The organism is Delftia acidovorans SPH-1 (assembly GCF_000018665.1).
Taxonomy (GTDB): Bacteria; Pseudomonadota; Gammaproteobacteria; order Burkholderiales; family Burkholderiaceae_C; genus Comamonas; species Comamonas acidovorans.
This window is the reverse complement of sequence record NC_010002.1, coordinates 5,395,000-5,412,983: the sequence shown is the minus strand read 5'-3', so window position 1 is coordinate 5,412,983 and position 17,984 is coordinate 5,395,000. Positions and strand designations below refer to the sequence as shown.

18 protein-coding genes are annotated in these 17,984 nt (G+C 68.6%); 7 read left to right on the top strand and 11 right to left on the bottom strand.

The genetic code is table 11. From position 1 onward, the window contains the following. Positions 1–8: 8 nt before the first annotated feature. Positions 9–1,544 carry a transglycosylase SLT domain-containing protein gene (locus DACI_RS24745; protein WP_012206697.1) on the bottom strand — a complete coding sequence of 512 codons (1,536 nt, stop codon included), beginning with the start codon at positions 1,542–1,544 and terminating at the stop codon, positions 9–11. Then, positions 1,544–2,317, bottom strand: a complete 774-nt coding sequence (gene gloB, locus DACI_RS24740) for a hydroxyacylglutathione hydrolase (protein ID WP_012206696.1) — start codon at positions 2,315–2,317, stop codon at positions 1,544–1,546. Before gloB ends, DACI_RS24745 begins: the two co-directional genes overlap by 1 nt. On the opposite strand from gloB, the gene DACI_RS24735 reads away from it, so the two are divergent. From DACI_RS24735 to DACI_RS24705, 7 genes are all read left to right on the top strand, one after another. After that, positions 2,316–3,146, top strand: coding sequence for a class I SAM-dependent methyltransferase (locus DACI_RS24735; RefSeq protein ID WP_043782509.1), 831 nt, complete (start codon positions 2,316–2,318; stop codon positions 3,144–3,146). The genes gloB and DACI_RS24735 overlap by 2 nt on opposite strands. Next, a complete protein-coding gene (gene rnhA / locus DACI_RS24730) occupies positions 3,143–3,589 on the top strand; it encodes a ribonuclease HI (protein WP_012206694.1) in 447 nt (148 codons plus the stop codon). Before DACI_RS24735 ends, rnhA begins: the two co-directional genes overlap by 4 nt. A 226-nt stretch (positions 3,590–3,815) precedes the next feature. Further along, positions 3,816–4,901 carry a porin gene (locus tag DACI_RS24725; RefSeq protein ID WP_012206693.1) on the top strand — a complete coding sequence of 362 codons (1,086 nt, stop codon included), beginning with the start codon at positions 3,816–3,818 and terminating at the stop codon, positions 4,899–4,901. A gap of 51 nt (positions 4,902–4,952) precedes the next feature. Then, on the top strand, positions 4,953–5,399 hold the full coding sequence (locus tag DACI_RS24720) for a (2Fe-2S)-binding protein (protein ID WP_012206692.1): 447 nt from the start codon (positions 4,953–4,955) through the stop codon (positions 5,397–5,399). Then, positions 5,377–7,626 (top strand): xanthine dehydrogenase family protein molybdopterin-binding subunit, encoded by a 2,250-nt coding sequence (locus tag DACI_RS24715; protein ID WP_012206691.1) that lies wholly within the window; start codon positions 5,377–5,379, stop codon positions 7,624–7,626. The genes DACI_RS24720 and DACI_RS24715 overlap by 23 nt, the downstream gene beginning before the upstream one ends. A 40-nt stretch (positions 7,627–7,666) precedes the next feature. Continuing rightward, positions 7,667–8,488 (top strand): TauD/TfdA dioxygenase family protein, encoded by an 822-nt coding sequence (locus DACI_RS24710; RefSeq protein WP_012206690.1) that lies wholly within the window; start codon positions 7,667–7,669, stop codon positions 8,486–8,488. A 53-nt stretch (positions 8,489–8,541) separates the two neighbouring features. Continuing rightward, the gene (locus tag DACI_RS24705) at positions 8,542–9,519 is read left to right on the top strand and encodes a Bug family tripartite tricarboxylate transporter substrate binding protein (RefSeq protein ID WP_043782505.1); all 978 of its coding nucleotides are present in this window, start codon (positions 8,542–8,544) and stop codon (positions 9,517–9,519) included. Positions 9,520–9,572: 53 nt separating this feature from the next. Here DACI_RS24705 and DACI_RS24700 read toward each other — a convergent pair whose 3' ends face one another. The 9 genes from DACI_RS24700 to DACI_RS24660 form a co-directional block, all read right to left on the bottom strand. Beyond that, a complete protein-coding gene (locus DACI_RS24700; protein ID WP_225970995.1) occupies positions 9,573–10,304 on the bottom strand; it encodes a TetR/AcrR family transcriptional regulator in 732 nt (243 codons plus the stop codon). 46 nt (positions 10,305–10,350) lie between these two features. After that, the gene (locus DACI_RS24695) at positions 10,351–10,683 is read right to left on the bottom strand and encodes a thioredoxin family protein (protein ID WP_012206687.1); all 333 of its coding nucleotides are present in this window, start codon (positions 10,681–10,683) and stop codon (positions 10,351–10,353) included. 12 nt (positions 10,684–10,695) lie between these two features. Continuing rightward, on the bottom strand, positions 10,696–12,042 hold the full coding sequence (gene moeA / locus DACI_RS24690) for a molybdopterin molybdotransferase MoeA (protein ID WP_012206686.1): 1,347 nt from the start codon (positions 12,040–12,042) through the stop codon (positions 10,696–10,698). A 52-nt stretch (positions 12,043–12,094) separates the two neighbouring features. After that, complete coding sequence (mobA, locus tag DACI_RS24685; protein WP_012206685.1) at positions 12,095–12,790, bottom strand: molybdenum cofactor guanylyltransferase MobA; 696 nt, start codon at positions 12,788–12,790, stop codon at positions 12,095–12,097. Between the two features lie 87 nt (positions 12,791–12,877). Beyond that, entirely contained in the window at positions 12,878–14,014 is a 1,137-nt protein-coding gene (moaA, locus tag DACI_RS24680; protein ID WP_012206684.1) for a GTP 3',8-cyclase MoaA, read from the bottom strand. Between the two features lie 65 nt (positions 14,015–14,079). Then, positions 14,080–14,865, bottom strand: a complete 786-nt coding sequence (locus tag DACI_RS24675) for an SDR family oxidoreductase (protein WP_012206683.1) — start codon at positions 14,863–14,865, stop codon at positions 14,080–14,082. A gap of 24 nt (positions 14,866–14,889) precedes the next feature. After that, positions 14,890–15,498, bottom strand: a complete 609-nt coding sequence (locus tag DACI_RS24670; protein ID WP_043782501.1) for a DUF2889 domain-containing protein — start codon at positions 15,496–15,498, stop codon at positions 14,890–14,892. A gap of 75 nt (positions 15,499–15,573) precedes the next feature. Beyond that, the gene (locus tag DACI_RS24665) at positions 15,574–17,007 is read right to left on the bottom strand and encodes an aldehyde dehydrogenase family protein (RefSeq protein ID WP_012206681.1); all 1,434 of its coding nucleotides are present in this window, start codon (positions 17,005–17,007) and stop codon (positions 15,574–15,576) included. A 104-nt stretch (positions 17,008–17,111) separates the two neighbouring features. Beyond that, the gene (locus tag DACI_RS24660; protein ID WP_012206680.1) at positions 17,112–17,948 is read right to left on the bottom strand and encodes a Crp/Fnr family transcriptional regulator; all 837 of its coding nucleotides are present in this window, start codon (positions 17,946–17,948) and stop codon (positions 17,112–17,114) included. Positions 17,949–17,984 lie beyond the last annotated feature (36 nt).

Sequence of the window (17,984 nt, the reverse complement as noted above, 5' to 3'; positions counted from 1 at the left end):
CAGCGCCTTCAGCGCTTTTTCACCTTGGATGGCTTGCCGCCACGCGGCGCTGTGGTGACCGACACCTTGGCATTGCGGTTTTGCGGCTGCACGGCTACCTTGCGCGCGGTTCCGGTGGACTTGGCCGCCCGGGCATTGCCGCCGCTGCTGGCGCGCACCGGCAGGTAGGCCACCAGCGATTGGCCGGCATGCAAGGTGGCGGATGACTTCAGGTCATTCCAGTCCGCCAGATTGGACGCACTGACGCCGTAGCGGTTGGCCACGCTGATCAGCGTGTCGCGCTTGCGGGCCTTGATGGTGGTGCGGCGCGTGACGATCTCGGGGGCAAAGCTGATCTGGCCGTTGTCGGCCACGTGGCCGGCCACGTCGGCACGCACGTTGGCGCCGCGCGGCACCATGAGCGCGGAGCCGGCCTTGATCAGCATGCGGGGCGGGATGTTGTTGAGGGCGCGCAGGTCGGACTCGCCCAGGCCCACGCGCTGGGCCGCCTCGGCCACGCTGATGGTGGAGGGCACGGTCCACACGGTCCAGCTCGCGTACTGGCCTTCGTCGAAGGCCTGCATGTTGCGGCGGAACACCTTGGCGTTGTCCCAGGGCAGCAGGATTTCCGGCGTGCCGGCCGCAAAGATCACCGGCTTGCGGAAGCTGGGATTGAGCGCCTTGAAGTCATCGGTCGATACATCGGCCAGCTTGGCCACCAGTTCCACGTCGATGTCACGGGTGATGGTGACGGTCTGGAAGTAGGGGTGGTTCTCGATCAGCGGCAGCTCGGTGTTGAATGCATCGGGGTTGGCCACGATGTTCTTGACGGCCTGCAGCTTGGGCACGTACATGCGGGTCTCGGCCGGCATCTGCAGGTCGGTGTAGCCCGTGGGCAGGCCCAGCTTCTCGTTGCGCTTGATGGCGCGGCCCACGCTGCCTTCGCCCCAGTTGTAGGCGGCCAGGGCCAGGTGCCAGTCGCCGAACATGTCGTAGAGCTTTTGCAGGTAGTCCAGCGCGGCGCGCGTGGAGGCCAGCACGTCGCGGCGGTCGTCGCGGAAGGCGTTTTGCTTGAGGTCGAAATAGGTGCCGGTGGCCGGCATGAACTGCCACATGCCGGCCGCCTTGGCGGTGGAGACGGCCTGCGGGTTGAAGGCGCTCTCGATGTAGGGCAGCAGCGCCAGCTCGGTGGGCATGTTGCGCCGCTCCAGTTCCTCGACGATGTGGAACAGGTACTTGCTGGAGCGCTCGGTCATGCGCTGTATGTAGTCGGGCCGGCTGGCATACCACTGCTCGCGGTCCTTGACCAGATCCTGGTCCAGGTCGGGCATGGCGAAGCCCTGGCGAATGCGTACCCACAGATCGCCCGTGGTCTCCAGCGAGGCCACGCCGCCGTTGCCGGCGCTGCCTGTGCCCAGCGGGCTCAGCGGTCCGTTGGGGTACATCGGGGAGTGCGGTGCGGTGCTGGGGGCGGGGGCCGTGCTGGCCAGGTCCGGGCTGCTGGTGGTGGCGCAGCCCGCAAGAGCCAGCAGGCTGCCCAGCAGCAGGGTGTGTAGCAGTTTCATCAGAAGACGTTTTTCCATTGGCGCAGGCCGGCCAGCACGCTGGCGGGGTCCTGCTGTCTCACCTGTGCGTCGAAGCCTGCGGCGGCGGCGGCCACTGCGGATTCGCGCGTTCTAAGAAAGGGATTGATGGAGCGCTCGGTCTCCATCAGGGAAGGCAGCGTGGGCCGGCCGGCCTCGCGCAACGCCTGACAATGCCTCTGGTAGTGAGCCAGGGCTTGGTTGTTTGGTTCCACGGCCTGCGCAAAGCGCAGGTTGGACATTGTGTACTCATGTGCGCAGCAGACCAGGGTGTTGTCCGGCAGCGCGGCCAGATCGTCCAGCGATTGCTGCATCTGCTGCGGCGTGCCTTCGAACAGGCGCCCGCACCCCCCTGAAAACAGGGTATCGCCGCAGAACAGCACGGGCTGCGCCTGCGCCGCGGTACTGTAGAAGGCGATGTGGCCGCTGGTGTGGCCGGGCACGTCAATGACCTGCCAGGGGCCGCCCAGGGCCTGCACGGTATCGCCACCCTGCACGCGCTGCACGGGCTCGGGCAACTGCTCGTAGGCGGGGCCCCAGACCTGGGCGCCCGTTGCCTGGCGCAGCTGCGCCACGCCGCCGACATGATCGGCATGGTGGTGGGTGACTAAAATGCCCTGCAACTGCAAGTCCAGCTGGCGCAGGCTGGCCAGCACGGGCGCTGCATCGCCGGGATCGACGACCAGGGCCTGCCCTGCGTCGTACAGCAGCCAGATGTAGTTGTCGGAAAAAGCGGGGATGGGCAACAGGTTCATGAGCAGCAAAATTATAGGGACGCATCACTGGACGCAATCTGCCCTCGGCCACTACCTGCTGGAATGGGAGCAGCAGCGCTGCGACGAGGCGGTGGCCGATATTTTCGGCTATCACAGCCTGCAGTTGGGCATGCCCATGCTCCAGGGCCTGCGCGCCAATCGCATGCCGCACCGCTGGCTGGCCCTGGATTCCATGCAGGATGCGGCGCCAGCCGAGGGCGTGCCGCCGCTGGAGGTGCCCGTGGCGCTGCTGGCCGATCCGGCCGCGCTGCCATTTTCCGAGGCCAGCCTCGACCTCGTCGTCATGCCGCACACGCTGGAGACCTCGCCGGACCCGCATGCCGTGCTGCGCGAGGCGGCCAGGGTGCTGATGCCCGAGGGCCGTATCGTCGTGTGCGGGCTCAACCCCGCCAGTCTGCTGGGCGTGCAGCGCCGTGCCGAGCGGGGCGTGTACCTGCCCGATGTGGGCTGGGGCGTGGGCTACTGGCGGCTGCGCGACTGGCTGCGATTGCTGGCCTTCGAGATCGAGGCCGTGCAGTTCGGCTGTTATCGTCCCGCCGTGCAGACGGATCGCTGGCTGCGGCGCTGGCAGTTCATGGACCGCGTGGGGCGGCTGGGCTGGCCCATGCTGGGCGGCGTGTACTGCGTGGTGGCCGTCAAGCGCGTGCCGGGCGCACGCATGCTGGAGCCTGCCTGGCGTGGCCGCGCAGCCGTGTCGGGCGCCTCCGTGCCTGTGGCCCACAGCATGCCGACGCAGGCGGTGCAGGGAAGCGATCCGCATTCCAACCGGCCTGAAGGCCGGGCCATTCAACCCAAGGAAATTTTTTGAATCAAGTTGTTATCTACACGGACGGCGCCTGCAAGGGCAATCCGGGTCCCGGTGGCTGGGGCGTGGTGCTGGAGTCCGGCAGCGCCAGGAAAGAGCTGTTCGGCGGCGAGCTGAACACGACCAACAACCGCATGGAGATGATGGCCGTGATCGAGGCGCTGTCCGCGCTCAGGCGGCCCTGCGATGTGGTGCTCTACATCGACAGCCAGTACGTGCTCAAGGGCATCACCGAATGGATCCATGGCTGGAAGGCCAAGGGCTGGAAGACGGCCTCCAAGGAGCCCGTCAAGAACGTCGAGCTGTGGCAGCGGCTGGACGCCCTGGTCCAGGGCGGCGGCCACCGCATCGACTGGCGCTGGGTCAAGGGCCACGCAGGCGACCCTGGCAACGAGCGGGCAGACGCCCTGGCCAACAAGGGCGTGGACCAGGCACTGGGGCGCTGAGCGCCTGGTGCGGGGGCGGGTGCAATGCCCGTCCCTTGCTTCCACGTCCCGAGACCTACCTACAACGCGGTAGATGAAAACCCCAGAACCAGAATTCGGCCCGCGCAGCTAATATTTCCATAAGTGGAAATTAGTTCGCGCCTTGCCAGGCATCTTCCGTGGCGTGGTGTTAAAAATTGCCACTTGTGGAATTTTTTTACCCATCTCACGATGAAAGAGCCTTGCGATGAAATACAAAGCAATTGCCGCATTGGCGATGCTGGGCGGCGCGGGAGCGGCGCTGGCCCAGAGTTCGGTGACGCTGTACGGCAGCATGGACCTGACCATGCCCTGGATCAGCGATGTTCGCGGGAGCCGGCTGACGCGCATGGATTCGGCCATTTCCCAGCCTGACCTCTGGGGCCTGCGCGGATCGGAGGACCTGGGCGGCGGCCTGAAGGCCTCGTTCCAGCTGGAGAACGGATTCCTCACGGACATCGGCTCGCCGATCTCGCCGACCAGCTACTTCAACCGGGCTTCCTGGGTGGGTCTGGACAGCGCGTCGATGGGCTCGGTGCGGCTGGGTCGCCAGGTCGATTTCACGGCCGGCACGCTGAGCCAGTGGGGCAACGGCTACCAGCTCTACAACTTCTATCTCTACCACCCCGGCAACCTGGACGGTCTGTCCAGCCAGTTTCCGGTGGACAACTCCGTGGTCTACCTGACGCCCAGCATGGGCGGCATGCAGTTCGGCGCGCAGTACGGCTTTGGCGAGGTGCCGGGCCGCTCGCAGGCCAACCGCACCTACAGCGTCATGGGCAGCTATTCCAGTGCCAAGCTCAATCTGGCCGTGGCCTACACCGATGCGCGTGGCCGTGCCTTCGATATCGCCGGGCGCACGGGCCTGGCGAACGCGCTGGGCCAGGACCTGGTGGCGGGCCGGCCGCTGGTGCTCGATACCTTCCAGGTGCTGGGCATCGGCGGCGGTTACCAGCTCGATGCGCTTCCGGTCCGGCTCAACGCGCTGCTGACGCGCTCCACGCTGAAGTACGGCGGGGCCTCCAGCAACATGAGTGCCCTTGACCTGGGCCTGGCCTGGCAGACCAGCCAGTCCGTGACCATCAACACGGGCTACTCCTTCAGCCGCTTCGAGCAGACGAAGTGGAACCAGCTGCACCTGGGCGCACGCTATGCCTTGTCCAAACGCACGCAGCTGCATGCCTCGGTCACGCACCAGCGCGCCTCGGATGGCGTGGCGGCGATGAATTCCGTGGGCGTTGCCAGCGGGCGCACGCAGACCGTGATTGCGGCAGGCATACACCACTCGTTCTGAGAGGCATGAGACATGCAGCCCGGTTGATGCGGGCGCATTGGAGACCCCACGATGAAATTCACCCTCAATTCCCGAAGCGTGGCCTTTGATGGCGACGGGCAGACCCCGTTGCTGTGGGTGCTGCGCGATCACTTCAAGCTGCCCGGCACCAAGTTCGGTTGCGGCATCAGCATGTGCGGAGCCTGCACGGTCCATGTCGATGGCGAGCCGGTGCGCTCCTGTGTGCTGCCCGTCTCGACGGTGGGCGGCAAGGCGGTCACGACCATCGAAGGGCTGTCCAGCAACCGTTCCCACCCCATCCAGAAGGCCTGGATGGACAAGGACGTGCCGCAGTGCGGCTACTGCCAGTCCGGCATGGTCATGGCCGCTGCCGCGCTGCTCAAGACCCATCCACAGCCCACCGATGCGCAGATCGACGAGGCCATGACCAATCTGTGCCGCTGCGCCACCTACCACCGCATCCGGGAGGCCATCCATGCCGCAGCGTCCAAGCAATGAACGGGGCCGCACGGCCGGCTCTGCCATCTCGCTGCGGCGCAGGCATCTGCTCCAGAGCGCTGCCGCGCTGCTGGTGGCGCCTGCTGCCGGCAGCCTGCTGATTCCGCTGGCGCAGGCCGCGCCAGCGCAGGCCGGTGCAGCGGCAGCAACGGCTTCCTCCATCGGCGACTGGGTCTGGATCGAGCCTTCGGGGCAGGTGGTGATCGGCGTGTCGCAGTGCGAGGTGGGCCAGGGCATCTACACGGGCCTGCCCCAGGTGCTGGCCGACGAGCTCGATGCCGACTGGGCCAGCGTGACCGTGCGCTTCGTCACGGGGCGCGACGCCTATCGCAACGATGCGGGCGAGATGCCGTTCCAGCAGTTCGTGGGCGCGTCGATGTCGATGAACTATTTCTACGAGCGCATGCGCCTGGCCGGTGCCCAGGCCCGTGATGTGCTGCTGCGTGCCGGCGCGGCCCGGCTGGGCGTGCGGGCATCCCAGTGCAGCACGCGCGCCGGCCGGGTGCTGCACTCCGCGACGGGTCGCAGCGTGGGCTACGGCGAGATCGTGGCCGATGCCTCCAGGCTGTCCATCGCCGCGCGCCCGCGCATGAAGTCGGCTTCCGAGCAGGGCCTGATCGGCCGCAACCTGCGCCGGGTGGACACCCCGGCCAAGGTCGATGGCAGCGCGGTCTTCGGCATCGACGTCGAGGTGCCCGGCATGCTGATCGGCGCCGTGCGCATGGCGCCCAGCGTGACGGGGCGCATCGTGCGCATCCGCAACGAGGCAGAGGTGCGCGCGCGCACCGGCGTACATGCCGTCGTGCGCACCACGCAGTGGCCCGACCCCGAGCCCAGCACCGTGGTCGTGGTGGCCGATTCGTACTGGATCGCCAAGCAGGCCGCCGACGCGCTGGACATCGAATTCGACGCCGGCGCGGCGGCCAGCGTGGACAGCGAGCGCATCCATGCGCAGTTCGTCGCAGGCCTGGCCAGCGACAAGGCCGTCGTTGCCCGCAACCTGGGCAAGCCGCGCGAAATGCTGGCGGCGGGCAAGCCGATCACGGCCGACTACCACTCGCCCTACATCACGCACGCCACCATGGAGCCGCTGGCCGCCACTGTCCATGTGCGCGACGGCGAGGTCGAAACCTGGGGGCCCTACCAGGGCCAGGATTTCCTGCGCGGCGAACTCGGCAAGGCCTGCGGGGTGCCTGCGGACAAGGTCATCGTGCACACCACCTTCCTCGGAGGCAGCTTCGGGCGCAAGTACATGCCCGACTTCGCCTTGCATGCGGCAGCGGCATCCAAGGCCGTGGGCCGGCCCGTCAAGGTCATCCGCTCGCGCGAGGACGACATACGGCATTCCTACTACCGGCCCGGTGCCTCGGGGCGGCTGAGTGCCGTGCTGGGCGCCGACGGCCTGCCTGCCGCGCTGCATGCGCGCATCTCGGGCCAGTCGCTGTACGGGGCCATCAACCCCAAGAAGATGGCCGATGCAGGCGGCTGGGACGAGACCATGGTCGAGTCCATCTACGACCTGATCTACGGCGTGCCCAACCTGCTGGTGGATGCCGTGGACGTGCAGCAGCCCATACCGCTGAGCTATCTGCGCAGCGTGGGCACCACGTCCAGCGTGTTCTTCCTGGAAAGCTTCATCAGCGAGCTGGCCCACACCGCAGGCGTGGACGACTACCAGTACCGGCGCCGCCTGCTGGCCGGCCAGCCGCTGGCGCTGGGCGTGCTGGATGCGGCGGCGCGGGCCGCGCGCTGGGAGCAGCCCGCACCGGCAGGGCTGCACCGCGCCATGACCTTCAACGTCTACACGGGGCGGGGCGAGAGCTTCCAGACCTTCGTCGCACTGGTCATGGAATTGCGTGTTGTGGAAGGCCGCGTGCGGCTGGAGCGCGCCATCTGCGCCATCGACGCGGGCCGCGTGGTCAACCCGGGACTGGTCAAGGCCAATGTCGAAGGCGGCATCGGCTTTGCGCTGACCAACACCTTCAAGAGCCGGCTGGGCTTTGACAAGGGCGTGGTGCAGCAAAGCAATTTCCACGACTACCCGCTGCTGCAACTGGCCGAAATGCCCCGCGTGGAGGTGGTCCTGGTCGAAAGCGACCGGCCGCCCCAGGGCTGCGGCGAAGTGGCCCTGGGCCCCACGGCGCCTGCCGTCGCCACGGCCCTGTTCCATGCCACCGGCCGCCGGTTCCGCTCCATGCCGCTGCCGCAGGACATCGCGTCCACCTGATCACCACCCCAACCCCGCTTTTTTCGAGAAAAGGAATTTCATGCAAGTCGAACACATCACCCCGTGCATAGGATCGGAGATATACGGCATCGATCTCTCGGACCCGGCGCAGGTGCATGACCATGCGGACGCGCTGCGCCGGCTGCTGGCCGAGCGCCAGGTCATCTTCTTCCGCGACCAGACGCTGGACCCTGCGCAGCAGGTGCGCGTGGCCCAGGTGTTCGGCAAGGTAGAGCCCGTGTCCTCCACCTTTCCCTCGCACCCGGACGATCCCCATGTCGAGCTGCTGATCAGCCAGGGCACGCGCACCGGCACCGACATCTGGCATGCCGACCTGACCTGGCAGACCAAGCCGCCCGCCGGTGCCTGCCTCTACGCCGTGGACGTGCCGCCCACGGGCGGCGACACCATGTGGGCCAGCATGACCACGGCCTTCGCCTCGCTGGCGCCCGAGCTGCAGGCCTATCTGCGCAAGCTGCGCGCCACCCACAACTGGGAGGCGCCAGCGCTCAGGCAAAGCCTGATGCGCCGAGATCCGTCTGGCGAGGCCTATCGCGCCACCCGCCTCAAGCATCCGCCGCTGGAGCAGCCCGTGGTCCTGGAGCACCCGGTCACCGGGCTGCCCGTGGCCTTTGTGAACTCGCTCTACACCACGCACATAGAAGGCGTGACCAGCGACGAGAGCGCGGCCCTGATCGCCATGCTCAGCGGCCTGGCCAAGGTGCCTGAATGGCAGGTGCGCTTTCGCTGGCGCAAGGGCTCGGTGGCCATCTGGGACAACCTGGCCACGCAGCACTACGCGGTCAATGACTACCACCCCGCAGCGCGGCGGATGCACCGTGTGGCGATACGCCAGGCTTGAGCCCGGCAACGACCTTTGCCGACAATGAAAAAACCACGATGAAAGCCCTCTCCATGAAAGCGAAACGCAGAACGCTCGCCCTGGGCGCGGCCATGGCCCTGGCGCTGCTCGCCGGTCCGGCGCAGGCCCAGACCTACCCCCACAAGCCGGTCACCATCGTCGTGGCCTACCCCGCAGGCGGCGATACCGACGCGCTGGCGCGGCTGCTGGGCGAGAAGCTGTCGGCCCGCATCGGCCAGTCCGTGCTGGTGGACAACCGCGCGGGCGCCAGCGGCACCATAGGCAGCAGTTTCGTGGCCAAGGCACCGGCCGATGGCTACACGCTGCTGCTGGCGCCCAATACCTTTGCCATGGCCCAACTGGTGCTCAAGCTGGGCACGGGCCACGGCTACGACGTGCTCAATGGCTTCACGCCCGTGATCGAGGTCGGCTCCACTTCGCTGTTCCTCGTCGCCGGGCCTGGTGCGGGCGTGCGAAGCTTCAAGGAGGCCATCTCCTCCAGCCAAGGCCGCTCGCTGGGCTATGCCACGCCGGGCAATGGATCGCCCATGCACTTCCTCGGCGAGATGGTCCGGCGCGCCACGGGCGCCCGCTTCGAGGCCATTCCCTACAAGGGCGTGGCGCCGGCCGTCACCGATGTGGTGGGCGGCCATGTGCCCTTCACCTACAGCACGCTGGGCTCCATTGCTCCCTACCTGCCCGGCGGCAAGCTGGTGGCGCTGGCCGTGGCCGATGCCCAGCGCTCACCGCTGGCGCCCGACGTGCCCACGCTGGCCGAGCTGGGCTACAAGGACGTGGAGCTGACCGCCTGGTATGGCCTGTTCGGCCCCAGGAACATGCCCACCGAGGTGGTCAAGCTGCTGAACACGCAGCTCAACGAGATCCTCAGGATGCCCGACGTGGTGGCGCGCATGGCCACGCTGGGAACCGTCCCTGTGGGCGGCCCGCCCCAGCGACTGGGCAAGACCAATGCCGGCGATTTCGAGCGCTTCGGGCGGCTGGTCAAGGAACTGGGCATACAGCCGGACTAGATTGAACAGGCGCTGAACGAAAGGAGGGAGGAAGCAGCGGGCGCCGGCGCAAGTCATCCCGGGTGGTGGCCCGGGGAAGGAGGGTGGTCTTGCGCCGGCGCATCCTGCCTGATGCGCTCGGCCAGCAGATGGGACATGAAGCGCAGGTAGCGCTCGATCTGCTGGTCTGCCTCGGGTCCCTCACCGAACAGCTCGGCCAGCAACGGCCGTGCCGTGGGCAGGAAGGCCGAAATGCTGAGGATGGCCAGGTGGATGAAGCGCGGGTCCACCTGTGCCGGGTGGCTGGCCTGCGCTCCGTCCATCAGCATGGTCGAGGTCAGCTCCAGCCCGCGCCGCGTGATGCGCTGCAGCGGCGTGCCCGAGGGCGGCGGCTCTTCTTCGCTTTCGTAGTGGTAGATCTCGGAGAGCGCCAGCCGCTCGAACTGCGGGTGCTCGCGCATGAAATCCAGCCGCAGCAGCAGGCGCTGGTAGACGCGCTCTTCCACCGTGCCCTGCGTCCTGAGCGCCACTTCCATGCGGTTTTGCAACTCGCGCATCAGGGACTCCGTCACCTCCTGCAGCAAGCCCTTGAGGCTGCTGAAGTAGTAGCGCACCAGGGCACGCGTGACACCGGCTGCCGCCGCGATTTCCAGAATGCTCAACTGCTCCGGCGTGCGGGTCTTGAGCAGGTTGACCGTGGTCTGCAGGATGATGTCCCGTCCCACGGCATCGTCGGCCAGCGGGCGGCCGCTGTTGCGGCGGGGCTTCTTGGGCGCGGATTCGGTTGGCTTCTTTTGAGGCGGCATGCGGGCCATTGTCGGCGATACACAGGCAGCGGCCGCGCCGCAAGTGTCAGGGCTGGGCGGTGATGCGGGCCAGCGCGTCCGCGATCTCGCGGGCCTGCTGGGGCCGCACCAGCCTTTGCACCTCCTGCCCGTCACGCAGAAAGATCAGGGTGGGCCAGAGCTTGACGCGGTAGCTGCGACCCAGGGCCCGGCCGGGGCCGTCTTCCACTTTGATGTGGGCCACCTGCGGGGCGGCCTCCAGCGCCTGGGCAATCAGCGGTTGCGCGCCCTGGCAGTGGCCGCACCAGGCGGTGCCGAACTCCAGCAAGGTAGCGCCGGGCAGCGTGTCGACGGTGCTGCGATCGGGGGCGTCGGTCAGGTGCTTGGACTGGAAGGGCATGGGAATCTCCTGTCAGGGAAAGGCCTGCAGCGGCAGGATGGACACGGCTTCGCCGGCTTGCACGGCACCGCGCTCATGTTCGAGCACGATGAGGCAGTCCGCCTCGGCCATGGAGCGCAGCATGCCCGAACCCTGCGGCCCGGTCGTGCGGACCAGGCAGCGGCCATCGGCGCCTGTGGACAGAAGGCCGCGCTGGTACTCGGTGCGGCCCGGCCGCTTGGACAGCGCATGGGCAGCCACGGCCTGGGGCAGGGCGGCCGGCTCGGCAGCTGCCTGCGCAGCGCCCATGAGCTGCAGCAGCGCCGGACGGACAAAGACCAGAAAGCTGACCATGGCGGCCACGGGATTGCCAGGAAGGCCGATCAGCACCGTGGTGCGTGCAGGCGTGCGGCTTGCGGCAAACGGCGTGCCCGCATCGGGCTGCAGCAGGCCCACGGCCAGCGGCCGGCCGGGCCGCATGGCCAGTCGCCAGAAGTGCACGCAGCCCATGCGCTGCAGCATGGCGCGCGTGTGGTCGGCCTCGCCTGCGCTGATGCCGCCGCTGGTCAGCACCACGTCGGCCAGGGAGGCGGCTTCGCGCAGGCGCTCCTGCAGGGCCTCGGGCTCGTCGGCCACCACGCCCAGGTCCAGCACCTGCACGCCCATGCGCTGCAGCAGGCCGATGAGGCTGAAGCGGTTGCTGTCGTAGACCGCACCCTCGCGCGGCGCCGTGCCGGGGTGGAGGATTTCATCGCCCGTGGAGAAATAGGCCACGCGCAGCCGCCTGCGCACGCGCACCTGGGGCTGGCCCAGGCTGGCGATCAGGCCCAGGGCTGCAGGATGCAGGCGCTGGCCCGCCGCCAGGGCCACGCGGCCCAGGCTCAGGTCCTCGCCGCGCAGGCGCCGGTTGTCCCCGGCACGCACGCTGCCTGCCGGAATGCCGATGTGGTCAGTGCCTGCGGACACGGTGCGTTCATGCGCGACCACCGTGTCCAGCCCGCTCGGCAACACGGCGCCGGTCATGATCTTGATGCACTCGCCGGCCTGCACGGTACCGTGCCAGGGTTTGCCGGCCATGGCCTGGCCGACCACGCGCAGCACCAGCGGTGCAGCGGGCGAACCGGCGTGAGCAGCCTGCAGCTGGCCGCCATCGAAGGCATAGCCATCCATGGCGGCGTTGTCATGCGCTGGCACATCGACGGGGGAGACGATGTCTTCGGCCAGCACGCGGTCCAGCGCATCGGCCAGCGCCAGCGTCTCCAACTCCGCCACCGGGCCCAGGGGCTGCAGCAGGCTGGCCAGCTGTGTCAGGGCCTGATCGACCCTCAGGTCCTGGGTGGATGCGGTGGTGGGGGATGCGGGCTGGAAGGATGCTGTCATCAGAACGGAATCCGGTTGGGCAAGGCGACGTGCGGGCCGGCGGCGCGGGGCACTACGACGGGGTGGCCGCGGCGCGCGCCAGCGCCTGCAGCTCCTGCTGCGTGTTGGCGTTGGCAAAGGCCAGCGGGCTGTCGCCTGCGCGGTCGAAGAGGGCCGTGGCGCAGCGGTGCTGGCCCGTCCATGCATCGATCTTGCGGCCGCCCGAACGTATGAACGATTGCAGACTATCACGCAGCGATGACCGCATCAGGCAGAACACGGGCTGGGCCCGCAGCAGGGATTGATCTGCGTCAAGCGAGCGCTCCCAGCCATGGGCGACGACGATGTCGGCCGCAGGCTGCTGCGACAGCGCCGCCTGCACAAGCCGCTCCACAAGGTCCAGCGGGAACAGCGGCGTATCGCAGGGCACGCAGACCAGCCAGGGCGTCCGGCAGTGCATCAGGCCACTCAGGAAGCCGGCCAGCGGGCCGGGGTAGTCGGGTTCGGCATCGGGCCAGACCGGCGCACCGTGGGCCGCGCCCAATTGCGCATAGGCCTCGGCATGGCGATTGGCGTTGATCAGCAGATGCCCAACCTGGGGCGCCAGGCGGTCCAGCGCATGGGCCGCCAGCGGCTGGCCCAGAAAGGGCTGCAGTCCCTTGTCGATGCCGCCCATTCGCATGCCGCGCCCGCCTGCCAGCACGCAGCCCGTGATGTCGTTCAGGGGCAGGGAGGCGTGCAGGGGAGCGGGATGGGAAGAAGGGGGCATGTGGGGCGGGAGGGAGCAGCGGGGAAAAGGAGTAGAGGGGCGGGGCGGCGATGGCAGGGCGCCGACGCCCCGCGCACGCCGCACGGATCAGCCGCCGATGTAGCTCATCTCGATGCGCCTGCGCTGCGTGCCCGTGCTGGCCGGCAGGCTGGCGCGCAGCTCGGAGTAGCGGTCGCTGCGCTGCTGCCAGATGGGGGCGAGCGCGGAGGCGACCTCTGCATCGCTGGCGCCGCTGCGCAGCAGGCTGCGCAGGTCCCAGCCTTCGGAGGCGAACAGGCACAGGTACAGCCGGCCTTCGGTGGACAGGCGCGCGCGGTTGCAGTCGCCGCAAAAGGCATGGGTGACGCTGCTGATCACGCCGACCTCGCCCAGCGACGGGTCGTGCAGGCCGCGCGCGTCGGCATAGCCCCAGCGCACGGCCGTCTCGCCGGTGGCGCTGGGCTGCAGCGGCACCAGGGGCAGTTCGGCGCGCAGCCGGGCGATGACCTCGTCGGAGGGCAGGACCTCGTCCATGCGCCAGCCGTTGGTCGCGCCCACATCCATGTATTCGATGAAGCGCAAGGTCACGCCCGTGCCCTGGAAGTGGCGCGCCATGGGCAGGATCTGGTCTTCGTTGGTGCCGCGCTTGACCACCATGTTGACCTTGATGTTGGTCAGGCCTGCAGCCTGGGCCGCCTCGATGCCGGCCAGCACGTCGGAGACCGGGAAGTCCACGTCGTTCATGCTGCGGAACACCGCGTCGTCCAGCCCGTCCAGGCTCACGGTGACGCGGTTCAGGCCGGCGTCCTTGAGCGCGCGGGCCTTGCGGGCCAGCAGGGAGCCGTTGGTGGTCAGCGTCAGGTCCAGCGGCTGGCCGCCGGGCGTGCGCAGGGCGGAGAGCTGCTCCACCAGCGTTTCCACGTTCTTGCGCAGCAGCGGCTCGCCGCCCGTCAGCCGGATCTTCTGCACGCCGTGCTGCACGAACAGGCGCGCCGTGCGCGTGATTTCCTCGAAACTCAGCAGCGAGCCGTGCGGCAGGTAGCTGTAGTTCTTGTCGAAGACTTCCTTGGGCATGCAGTAGCTGCAGCGGAAGTTGCAGCGGTCGGTGATGCTGATGCGCAGGTCGCGCAGCGACCGGCCAAGCCTGTCCTGCAGATCGCCGGTGGGCGTCTGCAGCAGACTTGGCACGGCGGCCGGGCGCGTGGGGGCGCGCTCGTCGACCAGGGGGATCACTCGTTCTGCCATGCCTGCGATTTTGCCCGAATGCCTATGTCCAGGCACTGCGCAAGCCTGCAGTTCTTGATCTGTGTCTAGACGCAGCGCGCTCCGTCCACCTCGATGCAGGTGCCGCTGATGAAGGCGGCCTCGTCGCTGGCCAGATACAGCGCGGCATTGGCCACGTCCCCTGCGGTGGAGAAGCGGCCCAGCGGAATGGTCGCCAAAAAGCGTGCGCGGCGTGCTTCGTCCACCGGGCCGCCGGCAAACTCGGCGGCCAGGCCGGTGTCCGGGTTGAACACGGGGTTGATGCAGTTGACGCGGATGTTCTCGGGCCCGAGCTCGGCCGCCATGGACTTGCTGGTGATGATGACGGCACCCTTGGAGCCGTTGTACCAGGTCAGCCCCGGCCGAGGGCGCAGGCCGGCCGTGGAGGCGATGTTGATGAAGCTGCCGCCGCCAGGGCGGCCATCGGCCAGCGCCGGGTTGGCGCGCATGGCGGGCACGCCGTGCACGGCAGAAAGGTAGATGCTCTTGACGTTGATGGCGTAGACGCGGTCGAACTCGGCCTCGCTGACTTCGAGCATGGGGCGGTTGCGGTGCGTCCAGCCCGCGTTGTTGACGAAGGCGTCGAGCCGGCCATGCGCCTGCAGCGCGGCCTCCACCAGGGCCTTGACCTGTTCGCTGCTTGTCATGTCCGCCTGCACGAAAAGTGCCCGGCCGCCTTCGGCGGTGATGGCCTGTGCCACGCGCGTGCCCGCCTCGCGGTCGATGTCGTTGACGATGACCCGGGCACCTTCGGCGGCCAGCCGCTTTGCGATGCCGGCCCCGATGCCGCTGCCGGCGCCTGTGACGATGATGGATTTGTCCTGGACACGCATCGGGCTTTGCTCCTCGATCGGGGGTCAGGCCCCTTGGGTTTCGGTAGTTGCTGTGGTTGCTGTGGACGCCGGGATCGGGGTCGCGCCGCCTGTGCCGGGCTGCCAGCCCACGAATTGCGGGTAATAGCGGGCCACGCCGGGGCCGTTGAAGTCCCAGCCCAGGCACTGGCCCAGGTGGCGTGGCGGCTGGCTGGGGTCGGCATCGCCAAAGACGCCCGGCACGGACTGGAAGGCGGCCGTGGCCATGTTGAACAGCAGCTCGCGCAGATGCGTGCAGCTGGCCACGCCGCCCAGGTTCTCGTTGATGGCCTTGCGCCAGCCGCGCGCCATGCTGCAGCCGACCATTTTTTGCAGGGCCCGCGTGGCTTCGGGGCAGTGGCCCAGCGGATGGGAGTCCATGACGACCTCGATGGCCTGCACCACCAGGCGCGCATCGACCGTGGTGCGTATCCACATGTGGTGTATGGCCGTGCCGGCGGGCATGTGGCGGCCGCCGCTCAGTTCGATGTCATGGGTCTTGCTGTCGCGCAGCTCGCCTTCGATATCCCAGAGGCCGTCGGCGCGGGCGTAGCTGCGGTAGCGCACGTCGCGTTCATGCTGGGGCGTGCGGTCGGGAATGGGGGACAAGGGCATGGGGGAAGCTGTTCTTTCTGTCGCGGGCTGCCGGCTGGCGCCGGGCATCCCGCGATTTTCCGTCATGCGCAAAGATCAGCCATGCCGTATGGCGACGGTCTTCAGCGTGGTAAAGCCGTAGAGCGCCTCGAAGCCCTTTTCGCGGCCATGGCCGCTGGACTTGACGCCGCCGAAGGGCAGCTCCACGCCGCCACCGGCGCCGTAGTTGTTGATGAAGACCTGGCCGCAGCGCAGGCGCCGCGCCAAACGCAGCTGGCGCGCGCCGTCGCGCGTCCACAGGCCGGCCACCAGGCCGTAGGCCGTGCCGTTGGCCAGTTGCACGGCATGGTCTTCATCATGGAAGGGCATGGCGCAGAGCACGGGGCCGAAAATCTCTTCCTGCGCCAGCCGGTGCTCGGGCGGCACGTCGCGCAGCAGGGTGGGCGCCTGGTAAAAGCCGCTGTCGGGCGCATCCTCGACGATCTGGCCCTGCGCCACCACGGCAATGCCGGCCACCTGGGCGTCGGACAGGAAATCCCAGACGCGCTGCTGCTGGCTGGCGCGGATCAGCGGCCCCAGGTCCAGGTCCATGGCGGCCGGGCCCACGCGCAGCGCCTCGAAGGCCTGGCCCAGGCGTTCGAGCAGCGGCTCGTAGATCAGCGAGTCGATCAGCACGCGCGAACCTGCCGAGCAGGTCTGGCCCGCGTTCTGCACGATGGCGTTGACGATGGCGGGCACGGCGGCGTCCAGATCCGCATCCGCGAACACGATCTGCGGGCTCTTGCCGCCCAGCTCCAGCGTGACGGGGCAATGGCGCTCGGCAGCCGCCTGCTGTATCAGCGTGCCCACGCCGGGGCTGCCCGTGAAGCTCAGGTGGTCTACGCCGGGATGGCGCGCCAGGGCCTCGCCCACCTCGTGACCCAGGCCGGTGACCACGTTGAAGGCGCCGGCTGGAAAGCCTGCCTCGGTGGCCAGCCGCGCCACGCGCAGCACGGACAGGCAGGCGTCTTCCGAGGGCTTGACCACACAGGTATTGCCCGCGGCCAGCGCCGCGCCCACGCTGCGGCCCAGGATCTGCATGGGATAGTTCCAGGGCACGATGTGGCCGGTCACGCCGTGGGGCTCGCGCCAAGTCAGGGCGCTGTAGCCCTGCTGGTAGGGAAGGGTCTCACCGTGCAGCTTGTCGCAGGCGCCGGCATAGAACTCGAAGTAGCGCGCCAGCGCCAGCACATCGGCACGGGCCTGGCGTGTGGGCTTGCCGCAGTCGCGCTGCTCAATGGCCGTGAGCTCATCGGCATGCTGGAGCACGCTGCCCGACAGGCGCATCAGCAGGCGCCCACGCTCTGCGGCAGAAAGCTTGCTCCAGACGCTGTCCTGGCACTCGCGCGCCGAACGCACGGCCAGGTCGATGTCCTGGGGCGAGCCGCGCTGCAGCTCGTCGAAAGCCTGCCCGTCCGACGGGTCCAGCACGGGGATCGTGCGTCCCGACTCCGTGGGCACGGACGCATTGCCGATGTAGTGGTATTGCATGGAGCCCGATTGTGGGGTGCCCGCGCCGCTTGTCCAGTCCCGGGCGTTGCTGCGTTCCCTCGATCGCCTTGGTGGCTCCAGAGGCTACAGCGGCTTCAGTGGCTTCAGTCCTCGGGCCAGCCCGCGTCACGCAGGCCCTGCCGGTCCAGCACCTCCATCTTGCCGCGCCGCAGTTGCAGGCAACCGGCCTGCTGCAGCTCCTGCAGGATCTGGTTGGTGGTCTGGCGCGACAGGCCCAGCATGCGCGCCAGCTGTTCCTGGGAAACATCCAGCTCGCGGCGCCAGCGCTGGCGGCCCTGGCCGTCCGGCTGCCACTGGTCAAAGCCTTCGGCCATGCGCACCAGCCGCCGCGCCAGGCGCTGCGGCGCAGGCAGCAGCGTGTGCTCCTCCAGCGCCATCAGGCACACGCGCAGCTTGTCGGTCAGCAGCAAGGCCAGCACCTGCCAGTGTTCGGGATGGGCCGCCAGCCATGCCTGCAGTGGGGCCTGGGGCACGTGCAGCACGGTGCAGGCCGTGGCTGCCTGGGCATCGTGGGTGCGCTCGGCTCCATCGAACAGCGCGATTTCCCCCAGCCACATGGGAGGCTCCACCAGGGTCAGCAGCGCCGTGCGGGCCTGCTCGCCGCAGGCGGCCGTTCCCGAGATGCTGAGCGCACCACGCGCCACCGCATACAGTCCGCAGGGCGGGTCGCCGCGCCGGAACAGCCAGTCGCCTGCCGCCAGCGTGCGGGGCTGGGCCAGTGCCTTGAGCTGTGCGCCCAGCTCCGGCGGCAAGGCGTGGAACCAGCGGCCCGCCTCGATGGTGGCCCAGAGATCGGCCATGCCCGGCGGGCCGGCCGCAGCACGGCGCCGTACGCCGCGCGGGGTGGCGTGGGCTGCCGGAGCTGCCGGGGCGGGTGCGGGTAAGCCCGAGGTGTGCGATGAGGCTTGTGTCGGATCCATGACAGACGCCAATCCTTGATGACACCACCATGGTTG